The 24,644-nt window shown below is 41.4% G+C and carries 19 protein-coding genes; 3 read left to right on the forward strand and 16 right to left on the reverse strand.

Annotation, left to right across the window (positions count from 1 at the left end; all coding sequences use genetic code 11):
* Positions 1-36: 36 nt before the first annotated feature.
* The 3 genes from HED61_RS13340 to HED61_RS13350 form a co-directional block, all read right to left on the reverse strand.
* Entirely contained in the window at positions 37-2,115 is a 2,079-nt protein-coding gene (locus tag HED61_RS13340; protein WP_219644946.1) for an SH3 domain-containing protein, read from the reverse strand.
* Between the two features lie 92 nt (positions 2,116-2,207).
* Positions 2,208-3,572: a C40 family peptidase gene (locus tag HED61_RS13345; protein WP_219644945.1), complete on the reverse strand. Its 1,365-nt coding sequence runs from the start codon at positions 3,570-3,572 to the stop codon at positions 2,208-2,210.
* Between the two features lie 401 nt (positions 3,573-3,973).
* A complete protein-coding gene (locus HED61_RS13350) occupies positions 3,974-4,570 on the reverse strand; it encodes a TetR/AcrR family transcriptional regulator (protein WP_003126028.1) in 597 nt (198 codons plus the stop codon).
* A gap of 103 nt (positions 4,571-4,673) precedes the next feature.
* Between HED61_RS13350 and HED61_RS13355 the strand changes: the two genes are divergently transcribed.
* Complete coding sequence (locus HED61_RS13355) at positions 4,674-5,276, forward strand: ECF transporter S component (protein ID WP_219644944.1); 603 nt, start codon at positions 4,674-4,676, stop codon at positions 5,274-5,276.
* A gap of 181 nt (positions 5,277-5,457) precedes the next feature.
* Here the strand turns inward: HED61_RS13355 and HED61_RS13360 are convergent, their stop codons facing one another.
* The 13 genes from HED61_RS13360 to HED61_RS13420 form a co-directional block, all read right to left on the reverse strand.
* The gene (locus tag HED61_RS13360) at positions 5,458-5,817 is read right to left on the reverse strand and encodes a DUF1304 domain-containing protein (RefSeq protein ID WP_005470923.1); all 360 of its coding nucleotides are present in this window, start codon (positions 5,815-5,817) and stop codon (positions 5,458-5,460) included.
* A gap of 125 nt (positions 5,818-5,942) precedes the next feature.
* On the reverse strand, positions 5,943-6,581 hold the full coding sequence (locus HED61_RS13365; protein ID WP_034704225.1) for a nitroreductase family protein: 639 nt from the start codon (positions 6,579-6,581) through the stop codon (positions 5,943-5,945).
* 14 nt (positions 6,582-6,595) lie between these two features.
* Complete coding sequence (locus HED61_RS13370; protein WP_081131456.1) at positions 6,596-6,997, reverse strand: MarR family winged helix-turn-helix transcriptional regulator; 402 nt, start codon at positions 6,995-6,997, stop codon at positions 6,596-6,598.
* 144 nt (positions 6,998-7,141) lie between these two features.
* Positions 7,142-9,796: a cation-translocating P-type ATPase gene (locus HED61_RS13375; RefSeq protein ID WP_219644943.1), complete on the reverse strand. Its 2,655-nt coding sequence runs from the start codon at positions 9,794-9,796 to the stop codon at positions 7,142-7,144.
* Between the two features lie 808 nt (positions 9,797-10,604).
* A complete protein-coding gene (locus tag HED61_RS13380) occupies positions 10,605-11,549 on the reverse strand; it encodes a cation diffusion facilitator family transporter (RefSeq protein WP_219644942.1) in 945 nt (314 codons plus the stop codon).
* A 346-nt stretch (positions 11,550-11,895) separates the two neighbouring features.
* Positions 11,896-12,357, reverse strand: a complete 462-nt coding sequence (locus tag HED61_RS13385; RefSeq protein WP_225585845.1) for an arginine repressor — start codon at positions 12,355-12,357, stop codon at positions 11,896-11,898.
* A gap of 184 nt (positions 12,358-12,541) precedes the next feature.
* A complete protein-coding gene (locus HED61_RS13390) occupies positions 12,542-13,231 on the reverse strand; it encodes a Crp/Fnr family transcriptional regulator (RefSeq protein ID WP_228073952.1) in 690 nt (229 codons plus the stop codon).
* 23 nt (positions 13,232-13,254) lie between these two features.
* Positions 13,255-14,190, reverse strand: a complete 936-nt coding sequence (gene arcC / locus HED61_RS13395; protein WP_003126017.1) for a carbamate kinase — start codon at positions 14,188-14,190, stop codon at positions 13,255-13,257.
* 16 nt (positions 14,191-14,206) lie between these two features.
* A complete protein-coding gene (gene argF / locus HED61_RS13400; protein ID WP_171917423.1) occupies positions 14,207-15,229 on the reverse strand; it encodes an ornithine carbamoyltransferase in 1,023 nt (340 codons plus the stop codon).
* Positions 15,230-15,280: 51 nt separating this feature from the next.
* Positions 15,281-16,504: an arginine deiminase gene (arcA, locus tag HED61_RS13405; RefSeq protein ID WP_029486596.1), complete on the reverse strand. Its 1,224-nt coding sequence runs from the start codon at positions 16,502-16,504 to the stop codon at positions 15,281-15,283.
* Positions 16,505-16,546: 42 nt separating this feature from the next.
* Entirely contained in the window at positions 16,547-17,662 is a 1,116-nt protein-coding gene (locus HED61_RS13410) for an aminotransferase (protein ID WP_113849498.1), read from the reverse strand.
* Positions 17,663-17,673: 11 nt separating this feature from the next.
* Complete coding sequence (gene arcD, locus HED61_RS13415) at positions 17,674-19,086, reverse strand: arginine-ornithine antiporter (protein ID WP_003126013.1); 1,413 nt, start codon at positions 19,084-19,086, stop codon at positions 17,674-17,676.
* Between the two features lie 561 nt (positions 19,087-19,647).
* Positions 19,648-20,709: an LCP family protein gene (locus HED61_RS13420; RefSeq protein ID WP_081131461.1), complete on the reverse strand. Its 1,062-nt coding sequence runs from the start codon at positions 20,707-20,709 to the stop codon at positions 19,648-19,650.
* A gap of 414 nt (positions 20,710-21,123) precedes the next feature.
* Between HED61_RS13420 and HED61_RS13425 the strand changes: the two genes are divergently transcribed.
* Together HED61_RS13425 and HED61_RS13430 are read left to right on the forward strand one after the other, a co-directional pair.
* Complete coding sequence (locus tag HED61_RS13425) at positions 21,124-22,848, forward strand: ABC transporter ATP-binding protein (RefSeq protein ID WP_219644941.1); 1,725 nt, start codon at positions 21,124-21,126, stop codon at positions 22,846-22,848.
* The gene (locus HED61_RS13430) at positions 22,845-24,599 is read left to right on the forward strand and encodes an ABC transporter ATP-binding protein (protein WP_219644940.1); all 1,755 of its coding nucleotides are present in this window, start codon (positions 22,845-22,847) and stop codon (positions 24,597-24,599) included. Before HED61_RS13425 ends, HED61_RS13430 begins: the two co-directional genes overlap by 4 nt.
* Positions 24,600-24,644 lie beyond the last annotated feature (45 nt).

Here is a 24,644-nt window from a genome sequence, read left to right on the forward strand (position 1 = left end):
CATCTTAATGTTTCTATCTTTTGCCTATTATTAGGGTCATTTGCTGACGATCAATCGTTGTCCCACAAAAATCAATGAGCCGCTGATATTGTTCCATTGCATCAGCTGATTGATTGAGACCCCATAGCTCTGTGCAATTCCCCATAAGGTATCTCCTGATTTTACGGTATATGTCTTAGAACTAGAGGTACTGCTGACTTCTTTCACATAGGCACCACTGACCCAGCCTTTGCCTTCCACCCGGTACCAGGTACTGTTGCCATTAACACTGGTTCCTTGTTTTTGGGCCACTGCCTTAAAAGTCGCATTGTTCGCTAATGACCCTACGACACTAGCACTAGTTGATGGATTGGAACGGATATTCAAAACTGCGGTGGTTTTGAATTGCTTGTTGATGGTTTGCTCTGAATTATTACTGTTATTGTTGGACCCTGCCTCAGTAACATACGCGGCACTGACCCAGCCTTTGCCTTCCACCCGATACCAGGTACTGTTGCCATTAACACTGGTTCCTTGTTTTTGGGCCACTGCTTTGAAGGTCGTATTGTTGGCTAATGACCCCACTACACTGGCACTGGTTGAAGCATCTGAACGAATATTCAGCGCTGCGGTGGTTTTGAATTGCTTGTTGATCGTTTGCTCTGAATTATTGCTGTTATTGTTGGATCCTACTTCCGTCACATACGCAGCGCTGACCCAGCCTTTGCCTTCCACCCGATACCAAGTACTGTTGCCATTAACACTGGTTCCTTGTTTTTGGGCTACTGCTTTGAAGGTCGTATTATTGGCTAATGACCCCACTACACTGGCACTGGTTGTAGCATCTGAACGAATATTCAGCGCTGCCGTGGTCTTGAATTGCTTATTGATCGTTTGTTCTGAATTATTGCTGTTATTGTTGGATTCTACTTCCGTCACATACGCGGCGCTGACCCAGCCTTTGCCTTCCACCCGATACCAGGTACTGTTGCCATTAACACTGGTTCCTTGTTTTTGGGCCACTGCCTTGAAGGTCGTATTATTGGCTAATGACCCCACTACACTGGCACTGGTTGTAGCATCTGAACGAATATTCAGCGCTGCCGTGGTCTTGAATTGCTTATTGATGGTTTGTTCTGAATTATTGGTGTTGTTGCCATTCCCGCTGCCGCCACCGGTCGCGGAATCAAATTGTGTCAAATTGTAGGTTTCGATCAAATTATTCAGCTTGCCGGCATAAGTCGTATCTGTCGCATACCTCCCTTGAAGCCATTGTGTGGCATCACGATAGGAAGAGGTATTGGATTTCCAAGCCCCACTGTAAAAATAAACGCCTGGTGAAAAAGAAGTCGTTTTTAAGACATGGGCATTATCTTCAAATGATTCCTTTAAAGACGGATATTTGCGGAATTTTGCAACGATCTCATAAAGATTGCCGCTGCCATCATCTTCCATTGTTCGCATCTCAACATATTGACCATTGTATGAACCTTTGATCCCAAACATATTGTTTGCTTGCGTCGTAAGTGTGGATTGTCCCCATCCTGATTCAAGGATCGCTTGTGCTATCATGACGGAGGCATAAAGATCGTTGACACTTGCTACTTGTTGCGCCATTGGTCCTACTTGCTGGATGAAGGCTTGTTGTGTATTAGATCTTGCCATCACACGATCGATATTAGGCATAATCTTTGTTTCTAATGCAATTCGCTCTGCCTCTGACAACATTGGGATCTCACTTGTCGATTCTGCAGAATCAACGTCACTGGCAGGCTCCGTTCCTAGAGGTTCTTCTAAAGACTCGCTGGTAGTTGACTCACTTGATGATACTGTGGGATCTGTGTCCTCAGTCAACGATGTTTCGGTTCCAGTATCCTCGGTGGTTGTTGCTTGACTCGCTTGTGATTCATTTACTAAATCGTGTAAATCGGCTGTATCATCCGACGAAGCTACCGTAGGCTGTTCAACCACTTGTACACCTGTGTCATTCGATTCTTCAACAGAAGTTGCGAGCGCACTAACCGGTACTAAATTCAGCGTACTAACGAGAACGGTAGTGGTAGCAGCTCCTTTTCGGTACAATTGACTGCGTTTTTGCCGTTGCAACTCTTTGCGGATCTGTTTTCTGCTTTTCATTTTTCTCTCCTTCTACTAGCACTGATTCATTCTGCGCATTGGGTTCAATGAGAATCAGTCCACTGGATCAAGTATTTATAAAGATAAAATAATTAATTGACTCTAACAGCAAAGCTCGGAGTGTAGTATGCTGTATTCCCCACAGAAACTGTCTGTCCTGGACGAGGGGCATGAATGTACTGGTTGCCTCCTAAAGAGATGGCTACATGGTGGGTACTGCCGGCAGCACCCCAGAACAGTAAGTCACCAGCTTGCGCTTGACTAACAGAAATCATTGTACCAGCAGTTTCTTGCGGTACTGTCCAGCCACCGATATCTTTTCCGGTTACTTGTAAATAGACATAGCGGGTAAATCCTGAACAGTCAAAACTATCTGGTCCTTTTGCTCCCCAGACATACGGCTTATTGAGATGATGGTAAGCTTCTGCTACGATCACAGCTCCAACGTTCCCAATTGGCGCAGATGGTGTCGGAGGTGCAGGCTTAGAGCTAGGAGCAGGCTGAGGATCAGGATTTCTGCTGCTTTCCGTACTTGCTGCCGTCGAAGAAGAATCTGGAGTAGCTACGGGGCTTGTTTCATTATTTGTTGGTGTTTCTTGGATATCCCCTTGTACATCAGTGGATTCTCCTTGAACAGAACGTTCGGTTTCAGAAGAATCAGCTGCAGAAATCGAAGAATTTTCAGAAGACTCGGTAGTCATTGGTATGAGCTGATCTTCAGCTGCTGCCTGCTGTCTTGCTGCGACCCGCCCTGATTCTTCTCTTATTCGAGTTTGTTCTGCCTCATAGGCTTCTTTTTGAGCGAGCAATGCTTCCTTTTCACTTTCTTTATTTGCTTGCCGTAAAGCAAGGCTTGTCTGCAAGACATTCAGATCTGCTTGCTTGGACGCCAGCTTCCCTTTTTGGGCTTCCAGCTGGCCTTGCATTTGCTGCATTTCCGCCATTTTGGTTTCTGCTTCATTTTTCTTTGTCTTAACAGCTGCTTGGTCCGCTTGTTGCTGTTGGATCATCTGATTATTGGCATTGACGATCGTCGTCATTCCGTGGAACCGCTGAACAAAGTCACCGAAAGATTCGGAATCCAAAAGCACGGAAATAAAGCGATCACTTTTCCCATTGACTTGAGTGTCTCGTGCTTGATTCTGGATCGCTACTTGTCGTTTCTCGATCCGTGCTTCCAAATCAGTCACTTCTTTTTCTAAATCATTAATTTCATTCCCTAGTTTTTTCTGGTGAGCGATTAATTCAGCTGCTTGTTCATTGATATCAGACACTTCATTTGTTAACTGATCTATTTGTGTCTGCACCGATTGATGCTGTTGTTTCAATTCAGCTACTTCGTTATTTTTTTGCTGAATCAATTGATCGTAATCATCGGCGAACACGGCGGTTGGGATGACAGGACTTGTCAGCGCTATTGCACAAATGCACAAAGATGATGCAAGTTTCTTTTTCATTTTCCCCTCCAATTCGTCAATTTTGATCATCAAATTACATTTATTTGACATTTATCATTTTAACATACTCCTATTCACAACCCAATTGATTTCCCGTTTACATTTTCATTACAAGTGAAATCACTTGTTTTTTAATTCTCGATAGTTTCTTAAAAAACACTCAACCTTCCATTATGATCACTTTTCGAAGAGACATCTAAGTTGGTGAGTTTATGAAATCAAGCAGTATCTGTAAGATACAAACCGTTCTTGATTTCAAAAAGATTACAAAGCCGTAGAAAAAAGCCGTAACAGAAGAATTCACTACAAAAAAGTCCAGAGATCGTTCGATCTCAATCGAACTTGAGAAAGGCTATTTCTCCATTTTTTGTATTATCTTCTATCACAGCTTCTAAAAACTTTTATTGGTACGGCAACAGTGTTCGCATCACTTGAATTTGATGATCGATTTGTTCTTCTTGAATATGACCCGTCAAAGCTAAAATACCCAGACCTTCTATAACAAACATATAGTTCTCTGCGATTGCTTCCAGATTCCGATCGGCAATCACGCCTTGCGCAACTCCAACTTGAAAAATCTCTTGGATCGTGCGTTTCGTCTCAGTCAACTGCGTTTGCTGCAACGAACTCGTCTCAACTGACTTATGCGTATAATAATACTCATACGTCGCTCGCAGCATGCTGTCGGATATGCTATGAAGCAATCGGTATTTATGATCTTCAAAATATTTCGTCAAGATAGTCTCGAAAGAAGCATTCGCTTTGATCATTGCTCGAACTTCATTAAACCGTCGTTGCGAACGTTGTTGCAGCACTTCTAAGAAAATCGCATCCACCGATTGAAAGTACAGATAGATCCCGCCGCGACTGATGCCGCATTCTTCGATGATGTCTTGCATCGTCGCATCGATCAATCCTTTCTTGCTGAATACTACTTTGGCACTTTCCAAAATCGCTTCTCGTTTTTGCCGTTTTTTTTCTTCGATCGGCTTTTTCATGCTTCCACCTCACTTTATTAATGACACCTGTGTCATTTTATTGTATAATCATCCTAACATAAAAATGACACGAGTGTCATTCTATAAGAAAGGGTGTTTTCTCATGAACACAAAAAACAAAACGTATCGTTTAGTGATCCGTGCAATTCTAACCGCAATCATTATCTTACAAACTATGGTACCTTTCCTTGGCTTTATTCCTATCGGCATCACTAGTCTGACGATCATTCATATCACGGTCATTGTTGCTGCCATTGTTTTAGGAACGAGAGATGGGATGTTTATCGGCTTGGTTTGGGGGATTTTCACGATTATTCGGGCATTCACTTCCCCTACGACCCCTTTGGATATCACAGTATTCACTAATCCGATCATCTCAGTCCTGCCAAGGGTCTTAGTAGGTCTCGTCGCTGGTATATTGTTTACTTGGCTCTATCGTAAAACAAAGAAAGTTGTCCTTGCTTCTATTGTTGCAGCCATCTTTGGTACCCTTACCAACACGGTTCTCGTGTTAACGTTGATGGGAACCCTGTACACTAGTTTGGTGGCAACTACCTATGGTGTTGATGCTTCCGCTTTGTTTGTCACATTAGGAGCTATTGCAGTGACTAACGGCGTTTCTGAAGTGATCACAGCAGTGATCCTGACACCAATATTAGTCAAAGTGCTTTTCGCAGCCACCAGTTTACGTCCAGAAAATCGCTGAGCAAAAGTCCGATTCTTTTAGGTTTGTATCGTTAGCTTTATCCTATCATTTTTTACGACAAGTGCAAACTTGTCCTCTCATTTAACAAATGAAATCAACAAAAAAACCTCTCACTAGCAACGGTTCCATCATTTAATGGAACACGTAACTGTGAGAGGTCATTTTGATTATCTTTCAGAAATCAGAAAAAAGTTGCTATCAATGCAAGGATTGCTAAACCGCCTTGTGTCAATATAATTTTTTTGTCACTAGTGATGCTGCCATACAGAGCAACTAAAATGATATAAATCAAAAGCAGGCGACTCAATTCGACAGGAGAAGCGGAAAGAAACACGCTATAGAGCAAGCCGATGCCGATTAACCCATTATAGATTCCTTGATTTTTGAACAATGTATTCAGTGAAGGGCGTTCTAATTCTTCTTTTGATAAATTGAAAACCCGTTGCGTTCTCTTTGAAGTAGTCGCAAAAGTTTCCAAATACATGATAAATAGAAATTCAAGTGCAACGAACATGATTAAACCTATAGTAATAGTGGACATTTTGCTTCCTCCTTTTTTAAATCTGGTTTTCTTTATTATAAAGTAAACCAAGCAATCTTCCGTCCTTCATGCTTCTTAGCGAACACAAAGACAAACGGAAGACCACATAGAAAGTAAGAGTAGATTTATTTAAATGTCGTGATTTTTTCTGCATCCAAACGAATGGATTCATAGCCTAATTCTTCAGCTTTACCAATTGATAGAATCATAACTGGAACGTAGCGTTCTGGATCGACATCAAAAGCCTCTGCTAATTGGTCTGCTTCAAAGCCACCAATTGGATTCGTTTCGTAGCCATGGGCACGCGCGACTAACATCAGCTGCATTGCCGCTAAGCTGGCGTCAACTTTTACGATGGAGGTCATTTGATCTTTCGTGAAGCTCTTGTAGTAAGGAATGATCGTTGCCAATTGTTGGTCTCTGACTTCTGCCGGCATTTTTCCTGCTTCAACTGCTTGATTGTAAATTTCTTCCCCGTATTCATAACAAGCTAAATCACCAAATATCAAGATCATGGCTGCCGATGTGTCGTTTTGGCGTGTGTTGAAGCGGATCAGTGGTTTTAGTTTTGCTTTTTGCTCAGCACTTTCAACGACAACGAAACGCCATGGTTGCATGTTAACAGATGAGGGGGCAGTCGTTGCTTCTTGAATCATCGTTAACATTTCCTCATGAGAGATTTTGACCGTCTCATCATAGACACGGACGGATTTTCTTCCAAAAGTGATATCTGAAAAATCGTTGTTTACTCTATTGGTTGACATATTAGTAGCCTCTTTCATTTCATTAATTTATTCAACAACTGCAAAAACGCAGCTGCTTCTTCTTCGGTCAGCGATAGGGCGAATGCTTCCTTCTCTTGGTGTTTCTCGCAAGCAGACAGCTCTTGTTTGGCTTTAGGTGTTATTTCCACAAAGACTTCACGATTGTTGTCTTTGTTCCTTTCCCGCACTACATAATTCTTTTGTTCTAAAATTTTTAGATGTCTTGTAACTGCTGCACTATCGATCTTCAATTCAGTCTGTAAGTCAGATTGCGAACAACGTCCATTTTCTTTGATGAACATCATTAATTCATATCGGGTCAGACTGAACCCGGTGCTTTTTTCAAAAGTTGCCGTCAATTCTTGATTGGCAATTTTCAACTGATAAAGCAGGCGGCTGATTTCTCTTAGCTGCATGGAATACTCCTCTCTAATAATTGACTCATCAATCGTTGACTCGTCAATAATAACTTTTTTTCTTGCCTTTGTAAATAATTTCCTGCGATAGACAAAAAGCAAACAAAAAAACCAACATCATCGTTGGTTTTCTTGCTGTTTTTTTCACTTCAACTGAAAGGCTTTTTTTAATCCCATTACAACCAGTGTGGAAAGACTAGCCGCTAAGAAAATGATTCCCCATGTGCCAGCTTGCAATGGTGAAGTCCCTAATAATTCATTCATGAAAGGGAGATAAACAGCTGACAACTGCAATCCCATCGAAAGGATCAGTGCGCCGATCAACGGTTTATTCTTAAAGAAAGACTTGTCTAATCCAAATCCGCTTTGCTTGCGAACATTAAAAATATGCATCAGTTGTGCGATCGCCATAAAGGTAAACGTAGCGGTCTGGGCATAAGCTAATTCATGATTTGTTTGTATCAAAAAACTAAAAAAACCAAATGCCGTCAATCCGATCACTATTCCGCTTAAAATAATTCGACCTAAGAATCGTTTATTGACCAAACTGTCTTCTTTGGAACGAGGCTGACGTTTCATCAGGTCCTCTTCTGCAGGTTCAAAGGCCAACGCCATCGCAGGAGCGATATCGATCACTAGATTCAAGAACAAAATATGCAGCGGCTGAATCGGCATGGGAAGAAGAAAAATGACACTTAGAAAGATTGTCACGATTTCGACCATATTACAAGAAAAAAGGAAAGAAACGTATTTTTTGATATTGTCAAAGATGATTCTTCCTTCTTTGATTGCGTCGACGATCGTCCCAAAGCGATCATCAGTCAAGATCATATCAGAAGATTCCTTAGCTACTTCCGTGCCGCGAATGCCCATCGCGATCCCAATATCGGCACCATTAAGAGCAGGAGCGTCATTCACGCCATCACCGGTCATCGACACGATCTCTCCTTCTTCCCGCAGTGCTTTGACTAGTTGAAGTTTATTTTCCGGCGAAACCCGAGCAAATACAGCCACTTCTTCGATCCGTTCATTAAACGCTTCTTTACCTGCCAAGGCGTCGATCTCTTTTCCCGTCATCGTCTTATCAAAATCGATCAAACCAATTTCTTGTGCGATCATGGAGGCAGTTTGCGGGTGATCACCTGTGATCATTTTGACACGAATCCCCGCTTCTTGAGCGATTTTGACAGCTTCTTTAACATCTGTTCGTGGGGGATCAATGATGCCAACAAAACCTTGGATCTCTAAATTATCCAATGATTCTGTCAGCTCAGACTCCGACAAACCACCCTGATAGTTACTGATTTGTGCCACCGCAATCACTCGTTGCCCATTGGAAGCTAGTGTATGATTGATGTCGTTCAACTGCTCTTTCACAGACGGATCGACGGCAGCTTTCTCAATCAAAACATCCGGTGCACCTTTCATGATCAACGTTCGCTGTTCTTTTTCATAGACGGTGATCATAAATTTGTTTTCTGAATCAAAAGGAAGCTCAGCGATTTTTTCAATGCCTTGATCCATCAGTGTTTGACGATCGATGCCTTCTTTTTTTCCTAATACAACAAACGCTCCATCGGTTGGATCTCCTAGGACCTCAAACTGGCCATCCGTTTCTTTCAAAGAAGCGGACGTACATAGTGCACCGTTTTCAATCATCGCTTGAAGTGCTGGCTCTTCATTGACTGAGATTTCTTGTCCTTCTTTATGGAAGCTCCCCGTCGGTTCGTACCCATTACCGGTCACAGTGTATTGCTCTCCATTACTTAGAATGATCTCAGCGATCGTCATCTGATTTTCTGTCAATGTCCCGGTTTTATCACTGGCAATGATACTCGTAGCGCCCAAAGTCTCAACCGCTGAGAGGGTTTTGACTAATGCTTTGTGTTCAGCCATGATCCGCATGCCGCGAGAAAGAGTAATGGTTGAGACAGCGGGCATTGCTTCTGGAATGGCTGCTACTGCAAGGATGATCGAGATATGCAGCATTTCTACCAAAGGCTGATCCGTTAGAAGACCTGCAATTAGGACCGTCACGGCGGCAAAGAGTGCCGCAATAATGATTGCTTTCCCTAATTTATCCAGCTCGATATCCAAAGGCGTTTTCGCGCTTTTGTTTCCAGTCAGCATATCGCTGATTTTTCCGACTTCCGTTTTCATCCCGGTGGCTGTAACGACGGCATAGCCATTTCCTCTTGTCACTGCTGTTCCTGCAAAAACAACATTGCGGCGATCACCTAAAGGGACGTCTTCATCATATTGTTCTGCCGCATTTTTTTCTACAGCTTCGGACTCGCCCGTCAATGCGGACTCAATACAGGCTAAATTGCGGCTTTCCAGCAAACGTGCATCGGCAGCGATCGCATCACCTTCTGCCAAAACGAGAATATCCCCTGGAACGATCGCAGCAGATTCGACTTCCATCACTTGCCCATCACGAATCACGTTTGCGGTAGTGTAAATCATTTCCTGAAGGGAATCAATTGACTTCTGTGCACGCAACTCTGTCACAAAACCAGTCATCACGGCAATTACCACCGCAATCAACACAGCAATTCCTTCTATCGTTTCTCCCATCGCAAAAGAGAGCAATGCGGCGGCTAGTAATAAATAAACGATCAGATTATTTAAATTGTGCCATAACAATTTCCAAGGGGAGGTCGATTCTTGTTGCTGAATCGTATTTTCACCATATGTATCTAGCGCCTCTTTTGCGCCTTGCTTACTAAGCCCTTTCGTCTGATCTGAATGAAAGTATTCAAGTGCTTCTGTCGGTGTTCGTTGATAAAAATTTTCCATCTATTCTCCTCCTTGTATAAGTATCTTCTATGTCTATAGCTCTGTTTTTATAGTGAGATTTTGTCCATGACAAATTATGGCTTCAAGTAAAGTTGTGTCACTTGTGCTTGGAGTCAGGGCGTATGATTGACAAAACGGAAAAATCAAGCAAGGATTGCTTCTTTCGTATGTTGTGAGGGTGTCTGTAATCTTGATCGAATGCGAATACAGATGGGAAAACGCCTCCACAAGTTTTTTACGAGTTGATTGGAACACAGCAATTGAAAATCATTGGTTTTAGAAAGGGAGATCTGGGTACTTCGTAAAAGGGTGTCTGCAGATAAGGATGTTTACTTTGTGAAAAAAACTATCTTTCCATCTTTAAGTTATCATGGAATAAAAGGCAGGTAAATTATTTTGCTTGAAAAATATCAATATCATTAAGATAAAAAACAAAATTTATGTAAATTTGAATTTAAAATAAAGAGAATCAAGATTTCCGATTTCTTTTCACAAATAAATCTGATAGAGCAATCCCTTTCCTTGTGAAATAAATAAAAAAATAACAACTTTTTTTAATAAGAAATTTCTTTCGCTCGCGCTTTTCCACCTGAATTTATTCGTTTTAAGTCAACCCAATTCAATCCAAGTCAACCCAGAAAAAGAAGTGATCCTCTTGAAGAAATCAGCTTGCCGCAAGTATTCATTTGAAATACTACGAACGGGTTTGAGAGTAGCAGAAGATCATTTAACCCCAGATATTTATCATCTAGAGGAAAACTAACCACTGCTTAGTAAAAAAACCAATTCCTTTGAGGTCTTCTTCCCCTCATGGAATCGGTTTTTTTACCTGTTCTTGCTGCTGTCTTTCTGTCTCTAAGTAAATATATGTTTTTTTCGGAGCTAATCCCGTGCGAATTTCTTGTTCCAATTGATCGATCACCTCATAGTCACTCGAAGTTGTTTTAGGAGAAATCGTCAATTCAGCAACGATCAGTAATTCATCTGGACCTAAATGCAGAGTACGCAGGTCAATCACTTCAGCTACTTCCCTAGATGATAATACTTGACGAATTTTTTTCAGATCACTTTTCGAAGCACTCTCTCCGATCAATAAACTATAAAATTCTTTCCCTAAAAAACCAGCTACGACCACTAGAAGGACCCCACCAATGACGCCCCCTAAAGAATCAAAGATGGGGTTGTTGGTGATTGCTGTCAATAAAATACCCACCAATGCAATGCTCACACTGATCAATGCAAACAAGTCTTCTGTAAAGCCTAAAAGGATCTCGCTCTCTCGGCTTTCTTTCAAAAAAGCGATCAACGGCTGTTTATCCGTGTTTTGCTCTTTGATTTCTTGCCATCCACTTTGGACTGCTGAACTTTCAATAAAAAAACCAGCAAAAAGAATGGCTGCAACTAGTTGGATGTTCTCCACTTCGTGGGTAGGATCCAAAAGATCCTGACTTGCCTCCATGATTGCCAACAGGCCGCCACCGAAAAAGACCGTCATTGCCACAACCGTACTAAAAAAATAAGTCGCGCGCCCCTCACCAAATTGGTAAAGTTCACTTCGGCCGCGCCGTGCTCGTTTTTCGCCGATTGCTAGTAATCCCTGATTGAGACAATCAATGACACTATGAATACTTTCATTCATCAACACCGCACTGCCGCTGAAAAGAAATCCAATGATTTTGACCACTGCTGCAATACTATGCGTGACTAAGACAATCCCTCGTGCCTGTCGTTTTTCTTGATCGGCCTCTTTCATTTTCTATGTCTCCGTTCTGTCCACTTTTATCAAGTGTTTCCTTCTGCTTATTTAAGAATAGCACCTTCCAATAGAGGAGGAAAACAATTGCGCTTAGCGCTGACGAGACCCAGAAATAGAATTTAACTTTTTTAATACAAAAAAAGAGACAAGTGAGCGTTGCATTCTCCTTCGAAAGCTGGCTACAAGTGAGAGGATTGCGACAGTAACTGTCATTCTCTGGCTTGTCGTTCCGAGTGAATCGCGTTGCTTTTTTGTCTCTGGTTGATTCTGTATTCATTTGTTCCATGCTTGTTCGTGCCGAGAGGCAATGGTGGTCAAGCATTGGTGATGGGCATCGTCGCCGCTAGTCGATATATTTTTCTAAATGATGAATCAACTGTGTGGCTTGCTCTTTAGATGGCGAGAGAATCAATAATACATCAAAGCCAGCCATCGTGGCAACAATCCCTTCAAGATCCATTTCATCTAGATAATTCGCAATAACATCTGCCCCATTGCTGACAGTATGGATCACTGTGATGAACTCCACTTGTTCAATTGATTTCAAGTATTCATTCATCGATAGCTTCAGCTTTTCGGTCACATCTGCTTCCGCCGTAGCAATCATCGTATACTTCGTTTTGCCTTCTTTCGTATAAGTTTTTGCGATATTCAACTCCCGCATATCTCTTGAAATGGTCGCTTGTGTGGAACACACGCCTTGTTCGTTCAATAAGCGCATCAGTTCTTCTTGTGTCTCTACTTCTTGGTTGAGGATCAAACGCTTGATAATCGCTTGTCGCTGGTTTTTCTTCAAAATGATCACCTGCTTCTACTCTATCCATTATCTGCGGATACCTCATGTATCCGCATTCAAAAAATTATCACTGATGGACACTCGAGTCATTTAAAAGTAAGCGAGATCGATCATCCGTAAATCAGCTGCTTGCCACAGTAGTTGTTTGGAAAATCGATCCCACCCTTTAATGATTGTCGTCACAGTGCTTTTATTATTCATCTAATTGGAAAAACGCATCATCGATAAATATCAATTCTTTATATTGGTAGGAAATTTTTTTCTGTTTGATCAATTGTTTCAGCACTTGACTAACCGTTTCTCTCGTCGTACCGCTGAATTTCGCAAGATCGTTGATCATGATCGGATAAGGAATATACCAAGACTCATCTAGCTTTCCATGCTTTTTCATAAGGATCGCTAGTGTATTGATGACACGATCATGGGCACTGGAAGTAATACAGTATTGCATTCTGCTCACTTGCTGTTCCAGTACTCGACCTTGTTTCTTAACGATCATTTTCAATAATTCTCGATCCGCTACCATCAATTGTTCCAAAACAGCAGTTGCCACATACGCGACTTCGATCTCTGTCACCGCAATGGCAGAAAAGTCATAACACGCTGCTTCAAAAAGGCCATTTACCGGAAACAGTTCACCTTCACTGATGAAATCCGTATAAAAGAAAGAATCGGTTTGATCATTTTTTTCGATACGAATCAGTCCGCTACACAGAACAAAAATACGATCACGCAAATCTCCATCGTTGAATAGAATCTGCCCTTTAGGAAAGGTTCGGTAATACATATTTTCTTCCAATCGTTCCCTGTTTTCTTGCGTCAGCACTTTTAGACAATCAAAATTGTCTTTTACGTATTCTCGCATGTTTCCACTAATATCCATCACTCCAATACTTTGTTTGCCAGTTAATCAGAAATGATACGAGTCCCTGTTTCGTGATCAAAATCAGCTAGGTCTTCTAACGAGGTAATGATCGCAACATTGTTTTTGCTAACCTGCACAAAATCCATCGCTGCTTGAACTTTTGGCAACATACTTCCTGGCGCAAAGTGACCTTCCTGGATGTATTGTTCCAGTTCTGTCAAATTGACTTGGTCTAACCATTGCTCATTGTCTTTTCCATAGTTTAAGGCAATTTTAGAGACACCTGTCAAAATAATCAACTCTTCTGCCTCCAAGACCTCTGCCAGTTTCTCTGAAGCAAAATCTTTGTCAATCACGGCTTCGACTCCTTGTCCTGATTCAGTAACGGGTATCCCTCCGCCACCTGCACAAATGACAATAAAATCGTTGTCGACCAATGCACGAATGCTGGCTTGGTCATGGATTGTGATCGGTTTCGGGCTGGCAACGACTTTGCGCCAACCGCGACCGGCATCTTCTTTAAAGATCGCATTGGTTTCTGTCATCATCTGCTGGGCTTGCTCTTCAGTCAAGAAAGGTCCTACTGGTTTTGTCGGATCGGCAAATGCTGGATCCTTTTCACTGACTACTACTTGAGTGACCAGCGTTGCTACCTTTGTTGGTAAGCCTTCTGCTGCTAATTCTTCTTCTAATGCATTCTGCAACCAATAACCGATACTTCCCTGAGTCATAGCGACACAGGTATCTAATGGCATCGCAGGATTTTTGGGAGAGTTTGCTGCTTGTTGCTGTAATAAGAGATTCCCAACTTGCGGTCCATTTCCATGGGTGATCACTACTTGGATCTCTTGTTTGATCAAAGATACTAAATGTTTGGCTGTTTGTCTAAGCGCCTGTTGCTGCCCTCTTGCGCTAGGATCATCGGTCAAGATCGCATTTCCACCTAATGCGATGACTACTGTTCTTTTATTCGTCATGGTATCCCTCGTCCTCTCACACTCTTGGAATAAATAGATTTCCTAAAGTAGCGGCCATGATTGCTTTGATCGAATGCATCCGATTTTCAGCCTCTTCAAATTGACGGCCATATTTGCTGCGGAAGACTTCATCAGTGATCTCCATTTCTTTGATCCCGAATTCTTCTTCGATTTTCTTTCCGTAGACAGTATTCGTATCATGGAAGGCAGGCAAGCAATGTAAAACAATCAAGCGGTCGTCTGGTGTACCTGTCGCTTTGATCAAATCCATATTGATTTGATAGTCTTTTAGCAAATTGACCCGTTCGGTGAACTTGTCTTCTTCACCCATTGATACCCACACGTCCGTATAAAGGACATTCGCACCACGAACACCTTCAGCAGTGTCATCTGTGATCATCAATTGGCTGCCAGATTCTTTGGCAAATTCATTGGCATAACGAACGACGTCGTCTTCTGGGAATAAGGATTTAGGTGCGCAGATTCGAACATTGACCCCAAGAATCGCACCAGTAACTAACAAGCTATTCGCCATATTGTTACGGCCATCTCCCACATACACCAACGTGATGTCTTTCAACGTGCCAAAGTTCTCTTTGATTGTCATGAAATCAGCGATCATTTGGGTTGGATGCCATTCATCTGTTAATCCGTTCCATACAGGAACACCAGAATACTTCGCTAAATCTTCGACGACTTGCTGGCTGAAGCCGCGGAATTCGATTCCGTCAAACATACTGCCTAACACTTTAGCGGTGTCTTCTACAGATTCTTTTTTACCTAGCTGAATGTCATTGGCGCCCAAGAATTCTGGGTGAGCACCTAGATCGATGGCAGCTGTCGTAAAGGCCGCCCGTGTCCGAGTCGATGTTTTTTCAAAGAGCAAGGCAATATTTTTTCCTTCTAAATAGCGGTGCGGGATATTTTTTTTCTTGAGTCCTTTTAGGTGAATCGAAAAGTCAATTAGATACTCGATTTCTTCTTTCGTAAAATCTTTTTCTGCTAATAAACTTCTTCCTTGAAATACTTGTTCCATTATTCATTCCTCCTATGATACCGTTAGTCTTTATTTTTGTAAATTTCAGGTTGCTCAAAGATCTTCTCTGATAAATGGCATGCTCATACAACGAGGGCCGCCACGTCCGCGAACGAGTTCACTTCCTGGGATGTAATTAAGTTTGACCCCTGCTTCGACTAGTTTTTCATTCGTGATCAAGTTCCGGTCATAGACGACTACTTCTCCTGGTGCAATCGTCAACGTGTTCGAACCATCATTCCATTGTTCTCTGGCAGCTGCTGTGATATCCCCACCTCCGCAACGAATGAGTTCCACTGCATCTAAATCAAGATAGCGGCAAAGAATCCGTTCCAATGTTTCTTTTTCTTCATAGATTTTGATTTGGTCATTTTGTTTGGAGATGGAATAAACCGTTAACTCGCCTTCGATTTCCGGATGGATAGTGAACTTGTCATAATCCACCATTGTAAAGACCGTATCCAAATGCATGAATTTACGCTCTTCACCGATATTGAAAGCTAGCACATGTTCAAAAGTCGGTTCTTTCTCAAATAATTTTTTCGCCAATTTTTCAATTGAAGCGACATCTGTACGTTGTGAAATCCCAACAGCTAACACTTTTGATGACAAGACTAATTCATCGCCACCTTCGATTCGTGTGGATTCATCCCGATTGTATAAAAGATGCTCGGCTTCTTTTTTGAAAATTGGATGATAGTTAAAGATATACTTGCCGTACAATGTTTCTCTTCGTCTCGTTTCTGAATACATTCGGTTCAAGGAAACACTATTTCCGATCGTAGCAAATGGATCGCGGGTAAAGTACAAGTTCGGCATTGGATCGATCAGAAACGGATACTGATCGTCTACAAGATCGGTCAGATTCTGATGGCCAGCGATCTTCATTTCATTTTTTCTCAATCCTGCCATCGTTCGGTCGATCAGTTCACGATTATCAGAGATCGATAGTAAATATTCTTCAATCACTTTGCGGGTGTTTTCACTTTGGATGTTTGCTTCCTGCAAGTACTCTGCAACAAATTGTTCCTTGAGTCCTGTAGAGGTCAAAGATTCAGCTGCTAAATCTTCCAAATAAAGCACATCAACCCCTTTATTTCGCAATGTTTCGGCAAAGAAATCATGTTCTTTTTGCGCTTGCTGTAAAAAAGGAATATCATCAAACAGCAATTGTTCCAAATAATCCGGCATTAAATTTTCCAATTCTTTTCCTGGACGATGAAGCATCACTTGTTTTAATCGTCCAATCTCTGAAAAAACGTGAATAGGTTCATTCATTTTTTCATCCTCCTCATTCCTATACAATTTGTTTCCCTTTTTCTATGAAACTTTTTTTAAATAGTCTGAGAGTAATCTCAAACCAGTTTCTAGCGTCTCTTTCTTACAGCAATAACCTAAGCGGGCGTGCCCTGGGACCCCAAAAGCTGTTCCTGGAACAAGCAAGACCCCAGTTTCTTCTAATAGATCCACACAGAATTGATAGTCCTCTTGTTGGATCTTCAACTTGATAAATGCCGTAGAAACATAATGGGGAACGATTAATTCCACTTTCGGTTCTTGGTCTACCCACTGCTTGACAATGGCAAGATTCTCTGTGACGATTTTCTTGTTTCGTGCGATAATCTGCTCTTTGTTTTCCAATACTTGAATCGCTATTTCATCAGCGATAACACCGCCACAAATCATCGTATAATCTCGGTATTTACGAAAATGTTCCGTGAGTTCTTCACTAGCGGCAGTCCAACCGATACGAATACCTGGCGTTGAGTAGGTTTTTGACAAAGAGTTGGTGGCAATTCCCTTCTCATAGCAATCGACGATGGAACAAAATGTGCCTTCTTCTGTTAATGGTGCATAGACTTCGTCTACTAAAATGTAGGCATCCGCTTCTTTAGCGATGGCGACAATCTGCTGTAATTGCTCTTGATCAAATAGCGTACCGGTGGGGTTATTCGCGTTATTTAAGCAGATCATTTTTGTTTCAGGTTTCACTTTGGCTTTCAAAACTGCTAGATCAAGCTGCCAGTTTGCTTGATTTAATTCAACAAAGTCTACTTCTGCCCCAAATGCTTTTGGCAAATCATAGAGTTGCTGATACGTTGGCCGCATGGAGACAACATGATCCCCGCTTTCGATCAAAGCGAATAGTGCCAGGAAATTTGCTCCTGTAGCTCCGTTTGTCTGTAAAATATTCGCTGGTGTCATGTGTTGGTATAATGAAGCGACGAGTTCTTTGAACCGATCCGATCCTTCGATCCAGCCATAATCTAAAGGCTGCTGCGCGACACGTTTCAAAAAATCTGTACTCGTTTTGCCACTGAAGGCCATGATTTCCTCTAGCGTCAGTGCTTCGATAGAACTTTGGGCAATGTCATAGGTTGCTTTTTTCTCCCAGATATTCAACCATTCCTCGACACCAAAATTAGCAATATCCATAATCAACCCCCTTATACTGAGATCATTCCAGTAGCGATTGCTACGATCGATAATACTGCTGCTAAACTGACCACAGCCATGACCATTTTTTGCCTATTGCTGATTTGATAGTTGTTCTCTTTACATGCCCGTAAGTAGAAATAGAATCCTGGTAAATAGGCGATGCTGCATAAGAGAACATAGGCAAAGCCTGCTAATGTGATCCCAATGATCTGAAAGGCCGTTGCGACTGCACCAATAAACAATTGTTTATTGTCTTTTTGCTGATAGGAATAAATCATTTGATAGATCCCCACGAGCAAGTAACAAATCAAAATCGCTGCGGTACACATCGAATAAGCAAATTGATACGCGTAATCGGTCACAAGGAACGTTAACAAGAACACGTTCGTCAATGCAGCAGTGATAAACAATGAATAACTTGGTGCTTGTTTTCGATTGACCTTGCCCCAACTTTTTGGCAGCATTCCATCGCGGGACATCAATAAGGTTGTTTCTACTGGTAACATCGTCCATGACAGCCAGCAACCAATGATGGAAATAATCAGACCGATATTGATAAAGGCTGCACCCCACTCTCCAACCATATAGCGCAAAATGTTGGCCATTGCTGGTTGTGGTAACGCCATCAATTCAGCTTGCGACATGACGCCGTATGGCAATAAGGAAGCTAGCACATAGATGACTAGCAAGGAAAGCAAACCGATGACTGATGCTTTTTGGGCATCTGACCGTTTTTCCGCACGATTGGCTAAAACACTTGCCCCTTCAATCCCAACAAAGACCCACATCATCACCATTAGACAACCTTTGATCTGTGACCAGAGACTGACAGAAGCACCACTTTGTAGTGAGCTGCTGACATTTCCCCAGAAATCTGCTGAGAAAATATCGACATGAAAACTAACGAGTGCGATAACCATAAATAAAAACAAAGGAACTAATTTACAGATCGTAACAATTGTGTTGATAAATGAAGCGCTCTCAATTCCGTTATTCACCAGAAAGGTCAATACCCAAATAAAAACACTTGCTAGTAAGATTGACGGAATGTTTTGTCCTCCCTTGAATGCGGGTATAAATTCACCAATTGCACTCATGAGCATTGTCGCAAAGGCGACGTTTCCCAGCCAGGCAGAGAGCCAATAGCCCCAGCCACTGATAAAACCTCCTAATTTCCCAAATGCCGCTTCTGCATACCCAAAAATACCGCCGTCTAAATCTGGTCGTTTGGCGCCTAAATTATTCAATGATAAAACTAATGCAAGAATGCCAATTCCGACGATGATCCAGGCGATGATTGCAGGTCCAGGAGCAGCGGACATCGCTAAGTCATTCGTGATACCGAAGATTCCACTACCAATGGATGAACTGACTACTAAGGCAATCAAGCCGATTTTACTGATTCCTCTTTTCTTTTCCATTGTTCTCCAACTTTCTTTAGTATTGTGTAGTAACTTGCATAAATCCCACTTGCAAAAAAAATCACAAAAAGCATTAAAACCAATCTAGCTAAATGAAATACTCTCTCGCCTCTTTCCTTTTATTTATTGATTTTTTCAGCTGAAATCAATCACTCTTCTTCCTGAGAAATAACAATTATTTATCAGGTACATGTATATGATAACGAGTTAAAAACGCTTACATTGTGGTTCAGTTATCATTTCCAATGCCAAAAAATTGGCATTATTCATCCGTAATGAATAATCGCTTTTATCCTCTTTTTTTACCCATTTTTTTCTCCTCTAGCTCATAATCATTCAGATATTTTTTTCTAAGAATTTCATTAGAAAAATTGAATAGTGTCTATTTTTTGAAGAAAATCAATCATTTTCTAACTACATGTCCAAAACCACTCTCTTCTCAAAGATCTATGAATTTATTGCATACGACCGCCAAAAACGGCCCTTTTAGAAACAAAAAAAAAGAAACGCCGCAGCGTTTCTTTTTTTTATTATTTCCTATTATAAAAGAACATCATTTCATTAATAGTTTGTACTTGTATCCGTAGTAGTCCCTTGATTTTCTGATGTCGTCTCATCTAATTGACCCAATGCTTTCAGCATATCATTACGGATCTCATTATAGGAGTAATCTTGAATATAAACGATTGATTGGCCATCATAAGATTCACCATCATACCATTCATAAGTATGTTTATCGATAGTAAAACCAGAAAGCATATTCCCAGCTAGTGAAACCAAGTCTTCAAACTTAAAGTTGGTATTGACATTGTCACTGACAGAGTCAAGAATCTCCTGATATTTTGTGACATTATTGATTTTCAATGCTTGACTAATGGCTGCTTCAATGACTTCTTGCTGCCGATTGCCACGGTCCACGTCAGTATCCATTTTACGGATTCGAGCAAAAATCAATGCTTGCTCTCCATTCAACGACTGTCGGCCCTTTGGAATCAGTGTTTTACCAGAATTGTCCGAAGTATACTTTTCATTAATGTCATAAGGAACATCTACGGTAACACCGCCGATTGCATCAATGATCTTCTCAAAACTTGTAAAATTGATATTGACATAATAATCAATTGGCAAGTTCAAATAGTTTTGCACCGTTTCAATCGTTGCATCTTCCTCACCAATCGCAAATGCACTATTGATTTTTGCCGTGTTGACGACCGTCCCGTTTCCGGTACCATCGTAGATATTTGTCCAAATATCTCGAGGTAAACTTACCATGTCGATCTTTTTATTTTCGCCATCATAGACCATATAGATCAAACTGTCTGCTCGAGTCGTATCCAGATGCTCTTTCTTTTCTCGTTCGGCATCATTGTCGACCCCCATTAACAGGATCCCAAATTTAGAATCAACATTTGCTGATTTCAATGAATTGTCTTTTTCTTTATTGGATTTGATCACAGCGGATTCTTTAAACATTTTATCCACAGAATTTTTTGCAGCATAATACGTATATCCTGCAAATAAAAAGACTCCTGCAATCGCAAAAAGTACGACGCCTCCTATGATTCGGCGCTTATTACGAGCTTTGCGGGCCCGCTGTTTGCTAAATTTCGACTTTCTATCCATAGTGCCTCCTTCATGTTTCCTACTTCACTCTCCCCGATTGTACCAGATTTTGTTTTCAGCGCCTATTTTTTTAAGATATTTTATATTTTTGCTGTGAATTTTTATGCTAATGCAAATTTGTTCGAAAAAATTTCCCTATGATTTTTCCTTGAAAAAATCTAAAAAGATCATAGCCAAGTAAAGTATCATACGCAGTATTTATCGTATAATTATCAAAAAAAATGAAAACTAATTGTTTGTTTCTGAAATAAAAATGAAACTTTCTTTTCTTTCTTGATTGCTCCCCCTCAGTTTGGAACTATGGTAAGATATGCTAGAAACGAAAGATTTTTTATTCGTAAATTCACAGTGGAGAATTCCTCTCCTGATGCATTTTTTCTTTCATTGACTATTTTATTTTTACAGGAGGTTTTTATGATTGGATTATTACGCTATGCCAAAGACTATCGTAAACAGATCGTCTTAGGTCCTTTTTTTAAGTTTTTAGAAGCTGTGTTTGAACTGGTTTTGCCACTCCAAATGGCTGCACTCGTGGACCAGGGAATTCGCCAAAACAATTGGTCGAAAGTAGTTGAAATGACCCTCTGGATGATTGCGATGTCCGTCATCGGGATGATCTGTGCGGTCATCTGTCAATACTATGCAGCCACTGCTTCTCAAGGTTTTGGCACGGAATTACGCAATACATTAATGAAAAAAATCAATTTGTTGTCCCACAATGAATTGAATCTATTTGGAACAGATACGTTGATCACTCGAATGACCAATGATATCAACCAAATGCAAGTTGCATTGGCTATGTTGATCCGTTTAGTCGTCAGAGCACCTTTTTTGAGTATTGGTTCAGTGATCATGGCGTTTGTCATCGATTGGCAAGCGGGCTTGATTTTCTTATGTGTGCTGCCACTTTTTTGTATCATTTTATTTTGGATCATTAGCAAGACAGTGCCATTATATAAGAAAGTCCAGATCCGCTTGGACGAACTAAATGAACTAGTCAGCCAAAATTTGAGCGGTATTCGTGTGATTCGTGCTTTTGCTCGAACAAAAACTGAGACCAAACGTTTTGACCAAGCCACAGATGATTTGACCAATGTCTATATTCGTGTGACCAATCTTTCTGCATTATTGACCCCGGCTACAACCATGATTATGAACTTAGGAATTATTGCACTCTTTTACTTTGGCGGTTTCAAAGTGAACATCGGAAACTTGGAACAGGGGGAAGTACTGGCGTTGGTCAATTATATGAACCAAATGCTGTTGGCACTGATCGTTGTATCGAATCTCGTCATCATTTTTACTCGCGCTGCTGCTTCGGCTTCACGGATCAATGAAGTTCTTGATACAGAACCGTCGATTGATGATAGTTTATCTGAGGTTTTTATGGATCAACAAAAACAGGCAGGTGCCCTTCGTTTCGAACATGTGGACTTTCGCTTTTCACCTAACTATGGCTTAGCATTAAAAAATATCGATTTTGAGATTGCTCCTGGCACAACCTTGGGCATCACTGGTCCAACTGGCAGTGGGAAATCGACATTAACGCAACTGATCCCGCGTTTTTATGACACAGCTGCTGGTAAAGTGATCGTTGATGGACAGGATGTACGCAAGTGGCCGCTGAAACAATTAAGACAAAAAATTGCCATGGTTCCTCAAACGGCTGTTCTGTTCACTGGTACGATTCGTGAAAACTTACAATGGGGAAAAAAAGATGCGACAGACGAGGAATGCTGGCAAGCATTAGAGATCGCCCAAAGTCGCGACTTCGTCGAAGCACTACCGCAAAAGTTGGATACGACGATTTTTGAAGGAGGCAAGAACTTTTCTGGTGGGCAAAAACAACGCTTAACGATTGCTCGAGCAATTATTGCTAAACCTGATATATTGATTTTGGATGATTCATTAAGTGCGCTAGATTACCAAACAGATCTGGATCTGCGGATGGCTTTAAAAGAAAAAATTCGCGGAACGATCATCATCATTTCTCAGCGTGTTCGTTCGATTCAAGACGCACAGCAGATCTTAGTGTTAGATCAGGGAAATCTGGTCGCCAAAGGCACCCATGACGAGTTGATGATCACTTCAAAAGCTTATCAAGAAATTGTGGCATCTCAAGAGGAGGAAGAAAAATGAAAAAGAAATCATTTGATTGGTCTGCCTTCCGCCGCTACCTCCCCTATCTCGCTGTGTATGCCAAAGAAACTTGGACTGCTGTCGTTTTAGGGATCGCTGCTGGCATCTCAACGGTTTTTATGACTTATGAAATAGGTCAGGCTGTCGATAAAATGATTGGTCCTAGCAAGGTTCATTTCGAAGAACTTTATCGCATTCTCGCGTTGTTTGGCGGTGTAGTGATCGTTACTGTTGTCAGTCAATGGCTGATCCAACGATTAGGGAATCGAGTGGCCTATCTGTCTGTCGCTGATCTGCGCAAAGAAGGTTTTGCTCATTTAAATACACTACCCTTGCGTTATTACGATCAAACGTCTCACGGGAATATCGTCAGTCGTTTTACCAATGACATGGATAATATCTCAATTGCGGTTGCTGCTGTCTTCAACCAATTATTCTCCGGTATCTCTGTCGTGCTGATTGCCTTGGTAGTCATGGTTAAGATGAGTGTGCCACTGACTCTCGTCGTTCTTGTTTCAACACCGATCATCTTTTTAGTCAATTGGATCGTGGCACGAACATCACAAGCAGATTTTGCGCGTCAACAAGAGATCGTCGGTGAAATTTCTGGATTCGTTACCGAAATGATCGGCAATCAAAAAATTGTCAAAGCATTTGAACGAGAAGCAATCAACCAAGAACAGTTTGAAATGATCAATGACGAATTAAACCTTCGTGGCCGAAAAGCACAGTTTTCTTCCTCGTTGACCAATCCGCTTTCCCGTTTTGTTGACCATCTTTCCTATCTGTCTGTCGGCTTCGTCGGTGGTTTATTGTACTTTTCAGGCTCGGGGCTGGTAACAGTTGGGATGATTTCAAGCTTTACGATCTATTCTAGCCAATTTTCAAAACCATTTATTGAACTGTCAGGCATCACCACTCAGATTCAGACTGCATTAGCTGGTTTGGCACGAACCTTCCAGTTATTGGATCAAATGCCAGAAAGTGCGGATGACACAGCAACACAAACGATGAAGGAAATCAAAGGTAAAATCGACTTTGAAAATGTGGCTTTTGCTTATGATCCAGGACAAAAACTGATCGAAAACTTTTCTTTTACAGCTGAACCAGGTGAAACGGTGGCAATTGTCGGAAAGACTGGTGCCGGTAAATCGACACTAGTCAATTTGCTGATGCGTTTCTACGATGTTGATCAGGGAACTATCCGAGTAGACGGCGTCGATATTCGTCAATTGCAGCGAACAGCGTTACGAAAGAGTTTTGGTATGGTCCTTCAAGACACGTGGCTGTTCGATGCTTCTTTAAGAGAGAATCTCCAATATGGCAATGACACGGCTACCGATGGAGAAATATACGATGCTTTAAAAAATGCATATATGTATGAATACGTTATGCGGTTACCAGATAAATTGGATACGCCGATTGGGCAACAGGGCATCAAGATTTCCGATGGGCAGCGACAATTACTGACCATTGCTCGTACTATGATCAGTAATCCCCCGATGCTGATCCTCGATGAAGCCACCAGTTCAGTCGATACACTGACAGAAAAGAAAATTCAGGATGCCTTTTTGAAAATGATGGACGGAAAAACCAGTTTCGTCATTGCCCACCGCTTATCAACGATCCGTGCGGCTGATAAAATTTTGGTTATGGATGCCGGACAAATCGTCGAACAAGGTACTCATGAAGAATTGTTAGCGGAAAAAGGGTATTATTACCGTCTCTACCATGCTCAATTTCAACATTAACAGTCACATGTTGATAGATTAACGCTAAAAGAAGTGGTTCCCTAA

Origin of the sequence: Enterococcus gallinarum (assembly GCF_021496385.1) — a bacterium.
Taxonomy (GTDB): Bacteria; Bacillota; Bacilli; order Lactobacillales; family Enterococcaceae; genus Enterococcus_D; species Enterococcus_D gallinarum.

Coding starts and splice junctions, on each gene's coding strand:
- HED61_RS13420 (WP_081131461.1), bottom strand. CDS start 20,709: ATGGATAGAAAGTCGAAATTTAGCAAACAGCGGGCCCGCAAAGCTCGT.
- arcD (WP_003126013.1), bottom strand. CDS start 19,086: ATGGAAAAGAAAAGAGGAATCAGTAAAATCGGCTTGATTGCCTTAGTA.
- HED61_RS13340 (WP_219644946.1), bottom strand. CDS start 2,115: ATGAAAAGCAGAAAACAGATCCGCAAAGAGTTGCAACGGCAAAAACGC.
- HED61_RS13345 (WP_219644945.1), bottom strand. CDS start 3,572: ATGAAAAAGAAACTTGCATCATCTTTGTGCATTTGTGCAATAGCGCTG.
- HED61_RS13370 (WP_081131456.1), bottom strand. CDS start 6,997: ATGCAGCTAAGAGAAATCAGCCGCCTGCTTTATCAGTTGAAAATTGCC.
- HED61_RS13430 (WP_219644940.1), top strand. CDS start 22,845: ATGAAAAAGAAATCATTTGATTGGTCTGCCTTCCGCCGCTACCTCCCC.
- arcC (WP_003126017.1), bottom strand. CDS start 14,190: ATGACGAATAAAAGAACAGTAGTCATCGCATTAGGTGGAAATGCGATC.
- HED61_RS13375 (WP_219644943.1), bottom strand. CDS start 9,796: ATGGAAAATTTTTATCAACGAACACCGACAGAAGCACTTGAATACTTT.
- HED61_RS13365 (WP_034704225.1), bottom strand. CDS start 6,581: ATGTCAACCAATAGAGTAAACAACGATTTTTCAGATATCACTTTTGGA.
- HED61_RS13410 (WP_113849498.1), bottom strand. CDS start 17,662: ATGGATATTGCTAATTTTGGTGTCGAGGAATGGTTGAATATCTGGGAG.
- HED61_RS13425 (WP_219644941.1), top strand. CDS start 21,124: ATGATTGGATTATTACGCTATGCCAAAGACTATCGTAAACAGATCGTC.
- HED61_RS13380 (WP_219644942.1), bottom strand. CDS start 11,549: ATGAAAGAGGCCGATCAAGAAAAACGACAGGCACGAGGGATTGTCTTA.
- HED61_RS13360 (WP_005470923.1), bottom strand. CDS start 5,817: ATGTCCACTATTACTATAGGTTTAATCATGTTCGTTGCACTTGAATTT.
- HED61_RS13350 (WP_003126028.1), bottom strand. CDS start 4,570: ATGAAAAAGCCGATCGAAGAAAAAAAACGGCAAAAACGAGAAGCGATT.
- arcA (WP_029486596.1), bottom strand. CDS start 16,504: ATGAATGAACCTATTCACGTTTTTTCAGAGATTGGACGATTAAAACAA.
- HED61_RS13390 (WP_228073952.1), bottom strand. CDS start 13,231: ATGGATATTAGTGGAAACATGCGAGAATACGTAAAAGACAATTTTGAT.
- HED61_RS13355 (WP_219644944.1), top strand. CDS start 4,674: ATGAACACAAAAAACAAAACGTATCGTTTAGTGATCCGTGCAATTCTA.